This window comes from Pontiella desulfatans (genome assembly GCF_900890425.1).
GTDB lineage: Bacteria > Verrucomicrobiota > Kiritimatiellia > Kiritimatiellales > Pontiellaceae > Pontiella > Pontiella desulfatans.
Genome location: NZ_CAAHFG010000001.1, coordinates 3,533,396 through 3,545,588, shown reverse-complemented (window position 1 = coordinate 3,545,588; position 12,193 = coordinate 3,533,396). Strand labels below are relative to the sequence as shown.

8 protein-coding genes are annotated in these 12,193 nt (G+C 53.9%); all 8 read left to right on the top strand.

What is annotated here, in order from left to right; translation table 11 throughout:
* The first annotated feature begins 26 nt into the window (after positions 1 to 26).
* Positions 27 to 1,433, top strand: a complete 1,407-nt coding sequence (locus E9954_RS12455; protein ID WP_168442206.1) for a sulfatase family protein — start codon at positions 27 to 29, stop codon at positions 1,431 to 1,433.
* A 13-nt stretch (positions 1,434 to 1,446) separates the two neighbouring features.
* On the top strand, positions 1,447 to 2,868 hold the full coding sequence (locus tag E9954_RS12450; RefSeq protein ID WP_136079490.1) for a sulfatase family protein: 1,422 nt from the start codon (positions 1,447 to 1,449) through the stop codon (positions 2,866 to 2,868).
* Complete coding sequence (locus tag E9954_RS12445; RefSeq protein ID WP_168442205.1) at positions 2,865 to 4,217, top strand: sulfatase-like hydrolase/transferase; 1,353 nt, start codon at positions 2,865 to 2,867, stop codon at positions 4,215 to 4,217. Before E9954_RS12450 ends, E9954_RS12445 begins: the two co-directional genes overlap by 4 nt.
* A gap of 27 nt (positions 4,218 to 4,244) precedes the next feature.
* Entirely contained in the window at positions 4,245 to 5,762 is a 1,518-nt protein-coding gene (locus E9954_RS12440; protein ID WP_168442204.1) for a sulfatase-like hydrolase/transferase, read from the top strand.
* A gap of 126 nt (positions 5,763 to 5,888) precedes the next feature.
* A complete protein-coding gene (locus E9954_RS12435) occupies positions 5,889 to 6,338 on the top strand; it encodes a sulfatase-like hydrolase/transferase (protein ID WP_136079487.1) in 450 nt (149 codons plus the stop codon).
* Between the two features lie 66 nt (positions 6,339 to 6,404).
* Complete coding sequence (locus tag E9954_RS12430) at positions 6,405 to 8,273, top strand: hypothetical protein (protein ID WP_136079486.1); 1,869 nt, start codon at positions 6,405 to 6,407, stop codon at positions 8,271 to 8,273.
* Between the two features lie 105 nt (positions 8,274 to 8,378).
* The gene (locus tag E9954_RS12425; protein ID WP_136079485.1) at positions 8,379 to 10,367 is read left to right on the top strand and encodes a sulfatase-like hydrolase/transferase; all 1,989 of its coding nucleotides are present in this window, start codon (positions 8,379 to 8,381) and stop codon (positions 10,365 to 10,367) included.
* 16 nt (positions 10,368 to 10,383) lie between these two features.
* Entirely contained in the window at positions 10,384 to 11,880 is a 1,497-nt protein-coding gene (locus E9954_RS12420) for a sulfatase (RefSeq protein WP_168442203.1), read from the top strand.
* Positions 11,881 to 12,193 lie beyond the last annotated feature (313 nt).

Below are 12,193 nucleotides of genomic sequence, written 5' to 3'. Positions count from 1 at the left end.
TCTAAAATAAAAAAATGGGAGAAAGCATGAGAAAACGTTGGTTGCAAAGCCTTATAGCGCTGGGAGCATATGCATTTGTTTGCGGTGCATTTGCGGAAAAACCGAATATCATTTTCGTTCTGACGGATGATTTGGGTTATGGCGACCTGGCGGTGATGGGGCATCCCTATGTTCAGTCACCCAACATCGACCGGTTGGCGAACGAAGGTCTCCAGCTGGAACAGGCGTATACCGCTGCGGCCTGGTGCTCGCCCAGTCGGGCGGCGTTCATGAACGGGGTCTATCCGGCACGGGAGTTTAATAAGACCAGAGTGCTTTCCGCGGATCGGCCCACGCTGACGAGCATGCTGAAAGAGGCGGGCTATGCCACCGCTCACTTCGGAAAGTGGCATATGGGTCACAAAAAGGGGGCGCCGCCGCCCACCGACTATGGTATCGACGAGAATTTCGGCAAGCAGAGCACCGGAGCGGTATGGACGGACAAGGAGATGAAGCAAAAGCATCACCGCGAAAAAACGGCGGCCCGCTATGTGGATCTCTCTATTGATTTTATGACGCGGAAAAAGGATCAGCCCTTTTTTATCAACCTCTGGGTGCATAACCCCCATGCCGTCCTGAAACCGACCCCGGAACAATTGGCGGTTTACAAGGATCTTGAGGTGTCGATCGATGATTTCGAATATCCGCTGCAGCGCGAATTTATGGAGTTTGTTGCTAAGCATGGAAATGTGCAGAAGGCCATGCGTGCTTTTTGTGCGGATGTGACCGCCGTCGACAAAGAGATTGGTCGTCTGCTCGACAGCCTCGCTGAACTTGGGCTTGAGGAAAATACGATCGTGGTTTTTTCGAGCGATAATGGCCCGGCTCCGTTGTTGAAGGTTGGGGAATGGGATCAGATTGTCCCGCGGTATAAGAAAGATCCGAACTTGATGAACAGTCTCGGCTCCGCCGGACCCTATCGGGATCGAAAAATCGCATTGCATGACGGGGGGATTCACGTCCCGTTTTTCATACGCTGGCCTGCGAAAATTAAACCCGGTATCGACCGCAATACGGTGTTTTGCGGCGTTGATTTGATGCCCACGCTTGCCGGACTGGTCGGTGCGTCCGCTCCGGAGGGGATGGATGGCGAAGATCTCAGCGCGGCGTGGCTTGGCGCTCCGCAAGCCCGGGAGAAAGCGCTCTTGTGGAGCGATACTTCCGCATGGCTCGCATTGCGTGACCGGCAGTGGAAGGCGCATCTTCAGGGGGATACGATTCGCCTCTACAACCTGGACGAAGATCTCTCGGAGTCCAACGACCTGGCTGGCGCGTATCCGGAGATTGCCGCGAAATATTTTAAAACGCTCAATCAATGGAGGGCCACGATCTATCCGAAAGGGGCATCGAGACCCAAAGCAGGCGGCAAGAAAAAGAAAAATTTAAAACAGTAAACAGAGGGATGTTATGAAGAAAAACAGGTTGAAATGCGCACAGTTATTAATGGGCGTTGCTCTGCTTTGCGGGGCGGGCATCGCGGCTTCTTCCGTGCCTGCCGCTGAGGCGGCTGGACAAGGGGCATCCCCGAACAAGCCGAATATTATTTTTATTCTGACGGATGATCTGGGCTACGGGGATTTGGCGGTGACGGGTCATCCCTATGTTCAGTCACCCAACATCGACCGGTTGGCGAACGAAGGGCTCCAGCTCGAACAGGCGTATGCCGCTGCATCCTGGTGCTCGCCCAGTCGGGCGGCGTTTATGAGCGGGGTCTATCCGGCCAAGGAATTTAACGCGAACAAATGGATTCTTTCTGCGGATCGGCCCACGCTGACGAGCATGTTGAAAGAGGCGGGCTATGCCATCGCCCACTTCGGAAAGTGGCATATGGGTCACAAAAAGGGTGCGCCGCCGCCCGCCGACTATGGTATCGACGAGAATTTTGGCACGCAGAGCACCGGGGCGGTATGGACGGATAAGGAGATGAAGCAAAAGCATCACCGCGAAAGGACGGCGGCCCGCTATGTGGATCTTTCCATCGATTTTATGACGCGAAAAAAGGATCAGCCCTTTTTTATCAACCTCTGGGTGCATAACACCCACGCCGTATTGAAGCCCACCCCCGAACAAAAGGCGGTTTATAAGGATCTGGAGGTGTCGATTGATGATTTCGAATTTCCGCTGCAGCGCGAATTTCTGGAGTTTATTGCCAAGCATGGAAATGTGCAGAAGGCCATGCGCGCTTATTGTGCGGATGTGACCGCCGTCGATAAAGAGATTGGCCGTCTGCTCGACAGCCTCGCTGAACTCGGGCTTGAGGAAAATACGATCGTGATTTTCACAAGCGACAACGGTCCGGCGCCGGTCTTGAAAATTGGGGATTGGGACAAGATCGTTCCGCGGTTTAAGAAAGATCCGGCCCTGATGAACTGTGTCGGCTCCGCCGGACCCTATCGGGATCGAAAATTTGCATTGCATGACGGGGGCATTCACGTTCCGTTTTTCATACGTTGGCCTGCGAAAATTAAACCCGGCATTGACCGTGATACGCTGTTTTGCGGCGTTGATTTAATGCCCACGCTTGCCGAGCTGGTCGGCGCGGCTGCTCCGAAAGGGATCGATGGCGAAGATCTTAGCGAGGCATGGCTTGGCACCCCGCAAACCCGGGAGAAAACGCTCTTGTGGAGCGATAATCGCAAATGGCTCGCATTGCGCGACCGGCAGTGGAAGGCGCACCTTCAGGGGGATACGGTTCGCCTCTACAACTTGGACGAAGATCTCTCGGAGTCGAACGATCTGGCCGGCACTTATCCGGAGGTCGCCGAGAAATATTTAAAAACGCTCAGGCAATGGAAGGCCTCGATCTATCCGCAAAGGAGTGGTTTATGAAAAAAGTAATTTATTTATTCATCGCAGGCGTGTTGGTTTCGTTATCAGCAGGGGCTGGGGATTCCAGACCGAATATTGTTGTGATTGTTTCGGACGATCAGGGCTATGCCGATGTGAGCTATAATCCTCACTCTCCAAAGGAGGTCCAGACGCCGAACATTGATCAGCTGGCAAAATCGGGCGTCGTCTGCTCGGCGGGCTATGCCTCGGGCTACGTCTGCTCGCCGACGCGCGCCGGGCTGATCACCGGCCGCTATCAGCAACGATTCGGAATTTATACCGCCCGGCAGGGCGGATCGGGCATGCCGCTCGATGAAACCTGGTTCCCGATGCACTTGAAGCAGGGGGGCTACCGCAGCGGTGCGTTCGGGAAATGGCACCTTGGTCTGACGATGGACTATCACGCGCTCAATCGTGGGTTCGACTATTTCTACGGTTTTATGGAACGCGGGGCGCATGACTACTTTCATCTGAAACCGAAGACGGATAAAGGACGGGTGCACCCAATCTATCGGAACCTGGATGCTGCGGAGAATGAGGAGGGCTATCTGACGACTCTCATCACCCGGGAGGCCGTCAATTTTATCAAGCGCGAAAGCGACGGGCCGTTCTTTGCCTACGTGGCCTACAACGCAGTGCATTCGCCCGCGCAAGCACCGGCGGAGGATATCGCACGGTATAACACGGGCGATGAGAAGCGAGATATTCTTATGGCGATGCTTTACCATCTCGACCTCGGCGTTGGCGAAATCGTCAAGGCGCTGAAAGAGGCCGGCGTGTATGAAAACACACTCATTTTTTACCTGAGCGACAACGGGGGTGACTACGGGATGAAAGCCAGTAACGCTCCGCTGAGCGGCGCTAAACATCAGGTCCGTGAAGGCGGTATCCGCGTTCCCTTCATTGTTTCGTGGCCAGGCAGGTTACAGGCGGGAACCACGTGCGATGTGCCGGTTTGGTCGACGGATATTCTGCCAACCTCGCTGGTTGCTGCGGGGCTGGAGGCACTGCCCGGCTCCAAACCTTTCGATGGAAAAAACATCCTTCCGGCACTGACCGGGAAAAGCAAAAAGATCCACGATGCGCTTTACTGGTGCGGCGGCAGTGATGGCAAGTGGGCGGTCAGGAAGGGGGACTGGAAACTTGTATTCACCCTCGGAAAGGTTGGTCTCTACGATCTATCGAACGATATTGCCGAGGCCAATAATCTCAAGGATGCGCATCCCGAGAAGCTGCAGGAACTGCAGAACCTATACCATGCCTGGTTCGCGGAAATGGGCGATCCCTCCGAAGGATCAAAACAGTGGGTTGCGGGGAAAAATAAGAAAAATAAAAAAGCGAAGAAATGAGGGGTTGAGATGATGAAACCGAGGAATATGAAATGCGTACTATTGGGTTTGTTGGTGTTTCCGGCTCTGATTTCAACAGGGCAGGTGGTGCCGGGTGAAAACAGGATTCCGGCCTCTGGCAAAAAGCGTACCGATAAGCCGAATATTGTCGTATTTCTGGCTGACGACTTCGGGACGGGGTGCATCAACGCCTACGGCGCAGATGAGCAGTTGGTGCGGACGCCACGCCTCAATCAGCTGGCGAAGGACGGCATGCTCTTCACCGAGGCCTATGCGCCGGGTTCGGTCTGTTCGCCGACGCGCTATGCGATGTTGACCGGGCGCTATGCCTGGCGTGGGCGGCTCAAGTCCGGCGTGGTGAACCCCGGCGATCCGCTGCTGATCGAAGAGGGACGGCGCACGGTGGCGATGATGCTTCAGGAGCAGGGCTACCGTACGGCGCACATTGGTAAGTGGCATCTGGGCTACACTCGTGAGGTTAAGACGCGTAATTATGCCGCGCTTGAACATGTTTCGCCGGGACCGAACGATATCGGCTTTCACTATCATTTTGGACTGCCTAACAACTTGGACGACCAAACGCGCATCTACATGGAAAACGACGGGATTTATGGATTGCGTTCGCGCCGGGTGAATCCGTATTCCAAGAGTTTTTACGGCAGCCAGTATGCCGGCTACGATGCGCCGCAGCGACAGCGGGAAAAGGTGACGCAGGATCTCAACGCCCGCGCCCGCAAATGGATACGATCCTCTATTGAGGAATATCCTGATCAGCCGATGTTTCTCTATTTTGCCGCCGCTGCAGTGCATCATCCGATTGAGCCGTCTGCCCAGTTCCGCGGCACCAGTCCGGTCGGTGCTTATGGCGACTTTATTCAGGAGCTGGATCACTCCGTCGGCGAAGTGATGGATGCGCTGGCTTATGCCGGCGAGCTGGATAATACGCTGTTTATCTTTTCGGCCGACAACGGTAGCGATACCGGCGGTAAGGGCCGGCCGGAGCGGTTCGCGATCGATGCCGGGTTGAAGATCAATGGCGAGCGCAGGGGCGATAAACATACCATCTGGGAAGGCGGCGTGCGGGTTCCGTTTATCGTACGCTGGCCGGGGCAGGTGCAAGCGGGGCAGGTGTCGGACCGCCTCGTCAGCTTGGCGGATATCTATTCCACGCTCCAGCATATCGTGACCGGCAAGCCGGTCAGCGGGTTCGACGATGCGCCCGACAGCTTCAGCTTTGCCGATGAAATTTCGCGTTGCAACCACGCCGGCCCGATGCGTAAGCATGCCGTGTTGAATAACGTGCATGGGGTTAAGGCGCTGTGTATGGACAACTGGAAATACATTGAAGGACGAAATGATGAAATGTCGGAGCTTCTGATCAAGCGTTCAAACAAAAAAGAATTGGCACCCGGTCTCTATCAGCTTGATAAAGATCCGATGGAGAGCAACAACGTGATCGACCAGTTCCCCGAAGTGGTTGAGCAGCTGAAGGCGCAATTCCAGAGCATCCGGGCAACCGAATCCGAGCGCAAAGCCTCTCTGTAAGGTTTAGGGGGAATGCAGGCTCTATCCCTTTGAATCTTCGCGTCTTTGCGGTCAAAAAACAGCTTCGACTGGCTACTGTTTAATAAGGGGATATTTGGTCATTTGTTGAAGTTGAATGGAGTGGATATGAATCGTTTTTTGAGTAAATTAAGTTTTCTTGTTATCGGGTTTGTCCTGATGACTTCGGTCGCCGCGCGGGGCGGAGAGAAACGTCCGCTTCGACAAGCTCAGGACAGGCCGAATATCCTGTTTATCCTGACGGATGATCACCGTTGGGATGCGATGGGGTTTACCGGGGTTTATCCCTTTCTGAAAACCCCGAATATGGATCGGCTGCGCGCCGAGGGCGCGTATATGAAAAACGCGTATGTGACGCTCTCGATGTGCGCGCCCTCGCGGGCCTCGTTTCTGACCGGGATGTATCCGCACAAGCATGGCGTCTCGAACAACGAGAGCCACCGCGAATGTGACTGGATGAAAACCCCAGCGTTCCGAAAATTGTCGCTGAATAAACATATCAACACCCGCATTCAACATAACGTTCCTGTTTTCGGCCCCATTCCATTGTTATCTTAAACGCTCGAATGATAGGTGCAGCGCCATCGGAGCGTGTTGCAAAAACATAAGCAAAAGGAGAATGAGATGAGATCGTTATTCAGAAAAGCAGCCTTGTTCGGGCTGGTTGGTTGTGCGGCAGCTCAGTTGAGTGCAGGGACGGTGGGATTCTGGCGTTTCGAGCCGGGTGCTGTTACGAATGATTCCAGCGGGAACGGGTTGGATGTGACGCAGCTGATTGTGGGTGCCTCTGGCGGAGCCGGTATCGACTTCCCAAAAGGGGTGGATCGTAATGAGTCCGGAGAAGGCTCGTATCTGCCGACTATCCCTCAGAGCGGCGTGACGAACGCCGGGGTTTCTTTTTTCAGTGCCAAGGGGAACCATTGGGCCGTTGCCGATACAAACCTGTTTGATTTCGGAACCAACGCCTTTTCATTCGAAGCGTTTATGACGCCAACGACAGGGAGTGGGTTTCAAATTGTTGCTTCAAAGGGAGAAGAGTGGCGCGTAACGGTTAATGAACTAACTGGCGATCTTATCCTGTGGGTATGGGATACAGCCATCAGCAACTGGGCGACTGCGCAGGCCAGGCTGGATGGGACGACCTCTTTTACGGGATCGGTTGATTATTATATTGGAGCCGTCGTGACACCGGGTGTGAGCAATACTGCGGTAACGCTCTATTACCAGAACCTGACCGATGGCGGGGATCTGTTGAGCGCTGAGAGAACCATCGCCGGGGTGACTGCCATTCAGAACACAACGAATTCTTTCTTGCTGAATGGTCCTGCAAACAACAAGGCTGTCCGCTACATGGATGAGGTGCGCCTGAGCTCCGGGGCGCTGAGCCGGTCCGAGTTGCTTGCGACAGTGCCCGAACTCGGCTATTGGCGTTTCGAACCGGGCGCCGTTACGAATGATTCCAGCGGAAACGGATTGGACCTGACGCAGCTGATTGCGGGGGCTCCTACTGGCGGTGCCGACTATCCAAAGGGAGTGGCTCGTCCTTCCACCGGCGACGGCGTGTATTTGCCGACCATCCCTCAGAGCGGGGTGACGAACGCCGGGGTTTCTTTTTTTAATGCCAAGGGGAATCACTGGTCCGTTGACGATACGAACCTGTTCGATTTCGGATCTAACGCCTTTTCGTTCGAAGCGTTTGTAACGCCAACGACAGGGAATGGTTTTCAGGTGGTTGCTTCAAAGGCTGAAGAGTGGCGTGTAACGCTTCATGAAGGAACGGGTGACCTTATCTTTGGGATATGGGATACAGCCATCACCAATTGGGCGACCGGGAAGGCCAAGCTGGATGGAACGAACTCCTTTACGGGGTCGGTTGATTATTACATTGGAGCCGTCGTGACACCGGGTGTGAGCAACACGGCGGTGACGCTCTATTACCAGAACCTGACCGATGGTGGGGATCTGTTGAGCGCTGAGAAAACCATTGCCGGGGTAAACTCTATTCAGAATACAACGAATGCTTTTTTATTGAATGGTCCTTCAAGCACTCAGGCGGTCCGCTACATGGATGAGGTTCGCCTGGTCACCCGGGCCCTGGGTGAGTCCGAGTTGCTGGTTTATTCCGCGGTCGTGGTCGACCCGAGCGGGTTTGATAAGTTTGTCGATAAGTACGATCTTTCCGGCGACCCATCCGCCAATGCGGACAACGATGAACTCACCGACTGGGGCGAATATATCTTTGGCGGAAATCCGACCAATTCGGGGGATATCGGAACGCAGCCTTCGTTTGATTCCGGGGACTACCTGTTCTCGATAGTTGGCGACAACGCCCTGCAGTATTATGTGCTCACAACCAGCAATCTGGCCGGGGGCAGTTGGGGAACCAATACCGGGCCCGTTGCGATCACCGACGAGAGCGGAGAGCTGGGCAGCTACACCAATGCGGTTGGAACCGCGGACGACGAACTGTTCATTAAACTGCTGGTAGAATAAGAATCGTTGTCTCACTTGGATTGCCCCTGTTTGTGCCTGGATGTTCGGGCACAAGCGGGGTTTTGTATGTGAAGATATCAGTTGTTGAAGTGGAACGGGGTGGGTATGAATCGTCTTCTGAGTAAGTTAAGTTTTCTTGTTGTCGGGCTGCTCCTGATTGCTTCGGTCGCGGCGCGCGGCGGCGAGAAACGTCCGCTTCGACAAGCTCAGGACAGGCCGAACATTTTGTTTATCCTGACGGACGACCACCGTTGGGATGCGATGGGGTTTACCGGGGTTTATCCCTTTCTGAAAACCCCGAATATGGATCGGCTGCGTCATGAGGGTGCGCATATTAAAAACGCATTTACGACGTTGTCGATGTGCGCGCCTTCGCGCGCATCGTTTCTGACTGGCATGTATCCACATAAGCATGGCGTCTCGAACAACGAGAGTCATCGCGAGTGCGATTGGATGAAGACTCCGTCGTTCGGGCAGTATCTGCACGATGCGGGCTATTATACGGGATATATCGGCAAGTGGCATATGGGGCAGGGCAATGATCCGCGCCCGGGATTTGATTTCTGGGCGATGTTTTCGGGGCAGGGCAAGTATGTCGGCAACAACCTGAATGTGAATGGAGCACCGGTTCGCGAGCCGGGCTATGTGACCGATGTGCTGAACCGCTACGCGAAAGAGTTCATTCAGATGGATCGCGGCGATGCGCCGTTCATGCTCTACCTGTCGCACAAGGCGGTGCACCAGCCGTTCGACCCGCCTACGCGGCATAAAGAGCTGTACCCCGATGCCTATTTCCCCGCGCCGGAAACGCTGAGGGAAAACCGCGAAAGCAAGCCGGCGTGGCAGGGAATGATTTCCTGGGGGCCGACCGTGATGGTGAATGGGCAGTTCGAATCTGCAGAACCGAATACGAAGCTGCTCGGTTGGGATGAAAAGACGGGATTCATCGGCCGCAGCAAAAAATATCTGCAGTGTGTTGCAGCGGTCGATGAAGGCATCGGCGAAATTCTTGACCTGCTCGAAAAACGTGGCGAACTGGATAACACCTTTATCGTCTATGCCGGTGATAACGGCTACCTTTTGGGCGAGCATGGGCGCAGCGACAAACGCGTGGCGTATGACGATTCGATTCGCATCCCGATGGTGATTCGTTACCCAGAACGGATTGCGCCCGGAGCAACGATTGACGAGATGGTGTTGAATATCGATCTCGCCCCGACGTTGCTGGAACTCGCAGGTGCGAAGATTCCTCCGTCGATTCAGGGAAGCTCAATGCTGCCGCTCTTTGCCGGAAACAGGGCCGGGTGGCGCGAAGGGTTTCTCTATAACTACAACCGGGATCTGCAACCATTGCTCCCGACCATTGTGGCGTGGCGTACGCCCGACTTTCTTCTTTCAACGACGCCTCTTCGTAAAGATTTGGATGAGTTATATGATTTACGGACCGATCCGCTGGAAAAAAACAACCTGATCAACCATCCCGAATATAGCGAGCGGCGCAAAGCACTGTTGAGGGATCTGGAGAAGGAAAAGAAAAAACTCGGCTTCACGCTCGATGTGCCTGATCCGCGTCCGGGCCGCTGGGAGGTGGAGCAGGAGAAGGAGTTCACGCACACGCCCGGTTCGGTCACGTTTACCCCGGAAAAGCAGGTGGTGCTCCCCCAAAATAAAAATGTGGACCTGAGCTATGGCATCGTTCGGTTTGAACTCGATTTTGAGGCGGAATCCGATGGGGTGGTGCTGAACCAGACCCGGGATAGCAACGGAATATGGCTTTATGTTCAGGATGGAAAGGTGAACTTCTGTTATCACAACCGGAAATTTTCATACATTGCCCGAGACGATCTTTCTGTGCTTGGGAAACGGGCACATGTGGTGGTTCAGTTTGATAACGCCTCTTCCTCGTTTTCGCTGTCAGTGAATGGCCGCCCCGAAAAGTCGGGGTGGTTTGTGAATCACTACAAACCGTTGGGTAAAGTGCCGCCGCCCCTCACGCTCGGTAAGCCGCGGAGCACTTCCCCGAAACCCATTTCGCTTCAGAAAGGGATCAAAGGCGAGATCAAGCGGATTGCTGTTTCCCAGATAAATGAATAACTGCCGTGGAGAGGTGATGAGATTTTTCGCAAATAAAGTGGGTTTGTTGGGTTGGGTTGCATTTTTGGTGTTGCAAGGGGTCCGAGCGGGCGCTTCGGAATCCACGCCTCCCAATGTATTGTTGATTGTCTGCGACGACCTGTGCAATCGCGTGGAGGCCAACGGGTTTCAAGGGGTCAAAACCCCCTGTATGGATCGCTTTGCGACGGAGTCGGTTAACTTTCAGCGGGCCTATGCGCAGTATCCCGTGTGCGGGCCGTCACGCTCTTCTTTTTTGAGCGGGCTCTATCCGGAAAGCACGCGCATTTTGGATAATGAGACCAAGCTTCAAGATACGCGGCCCGGGGTTAAAATCCTGCCGCAGGTGTTTCAGGATAAGGGCTATTGGACGGCTGGCGTGGGGAAGATAACGCATGCTCCGTGGAAACCCGCTCCCGAAGGATCGTGGCATCAGTTTGAGCTGTTCAACAATGAGATCAATGTGGGGAAAGAGATTCGGTGCCGTGACTATGTGAAAAAACATGGTGAAATCAAAAACGATGCGGATCGCGAAAAATTTGAAGCCTGGTTTAAGAAGAATAAAATCCATAATCAAAACCCGAAATCAAAGGGGTGGGTCGATGTGGATGACGAAAAGCTGAAAGATGGCAAAAACGTCCGGCAGATCATCCAGTGGCTGGAAGAGAAGCCCTACGGAGACAAACCCTTTTTTATGGCTTGTGGCATTCACAAACCGCATGTCCCGTTCTGGGCGCCTAAACGCTATTTTGATATGTATCCGCTCAATGAGGTTCCGATTATGCAGAATCCCCTCAACGACTGGGACGATATTCCGGAAGTTGCGCTCTACAATCGGTACGTTGCATACGGGTTTAAACCTGCCCGGCCGAACGATTTGCTCGCCGCTGAATATGTTCAGGCCTATCATGCCTGCATTTCGTTTGCAGATGCTCAAATCGGGCTGTTGCTTCAGCGGATGAGGGAGCTGGGCCGGTTTGAGGACACCATCATCATAGTCACTTCTGATCACGGCTATCAGCTGGGAGAACATTTTTTGTGGGGTAAGGCGACGCTGTTTGAACCCTCCGCGAATACTCCGTTGATGATTCGTGCGCCGGGAATGCCGGGGAACGGGGCTACCTCCCAGGCACTCGTAGAGCTGGTTGACCTTTTTCCGACACTAAAGGATCTCTGCGGGCTGGACGTAGGACATGCGCTGCAGGGCCGGAGTCTCGTTCCGCTGTTGAAAAATCCGGAAGCAAAGGTCAAGGACTCCGCCTATTGTGTCACGAGCCGCGGGAAAGGACCTGAAAACCTCGGGCGATCCATCTACACCGAACGGTGGCGATACACCGAATGGCTCGGAGATCCGGAAAACAACGAACTTTATGATCGAAAAAACGATCCGGACGAACACGTTAACTTGGCGCGGAAGCCGGAATATACGACTGCCGTCGGAAAGATGCGGGCGTTGCTGCACCATAAGCAGAATGAAGCCAAGGGAGAAAATTGATAAACAGGTTTAAGCAGAAGCCGGGCTGGTGGCAACAGTGACGCCATCATGAACATTGAGTAGAATAAATACGGTTCTGAGATTTTACGGAACCCGCAAATAGTCAAAGGGAATCACAATGAAAATAATGAAAATAATGAAAAATCAAATAGTGCTGGCGGAAACGGGTCAGTCCTTGAATTCTGACATCCAGTAAAACCCTTCTGTTTCTGAGTGGTTGCGGCGGTCGATTTCGTCCGCCTACGCTAAAAAGCTTTGGCGCGACACGTCCGCCGTTTCGCATGTTCCAATGTTCGGAAGGAATGGTTCCGAA

Excerpts from the sequence above, each read along its gene's own strand:
- E9954_RS12445 (WP_168442205.1), top strand. The coding sequence starts at position 2,865 with ATGAAAAAAGTAATTTATTTATTCATCGCAGGCGTGTTGGTTTCGTTA.
- E9954_RS12435 (WP_136079487.1), top strand. The coding sequence starts at position 5,889 with ATGAATCGTTTTTTGAGTAAATTAAGTTTTCTTGTTATCGGGTTTGTC.
- E9954_RS12425 (WP_136079485.1), top strand. The coding sequence starts at position 8,379 with ATGAATCGTCTTCTGAGTAAGTTAAGTTTTCTTGTTGTCGGGCTGCTC.
- E9954_RS12430 (WP_136079486.1), top strand. The coding sequence starts at position 6,405 with ATGAGATCGTTATTCAGAAAAGCAGCCTTGTTCGGGCTGGTTGGTTGT.
- E9954_RS12450 (WP_136079490.1), top strand. The coding sequence starts at position 1,447 with ATGAAGAAAAACAGGTTGAAATGCGCACAGTTATTAATGGGCGTTGCT.
- E9954_RS12455 (WP_168442206.1), top strand. The coding sequence starts at position 27 with ATGAGAAAACGTTGGTTGCAAAGCCTTATAGCGCTGGGAGCATATGCA.
- E9954_RS12440 (WP_168442204.1), top strand. The coding sequence starts at position 4,245 with ATGAAATGCGTACTATTGGGTTTGTTGGTGTTTCCGGCTCTGATTTCA.
- E9954_RS12420 (WP_168442203.1), top strand. The coding sequence starts at position 10,384 with ATGAGATTTTTCGCAAATAAAGTGGGTTTGTTGGGTTGGGTTGCATTT.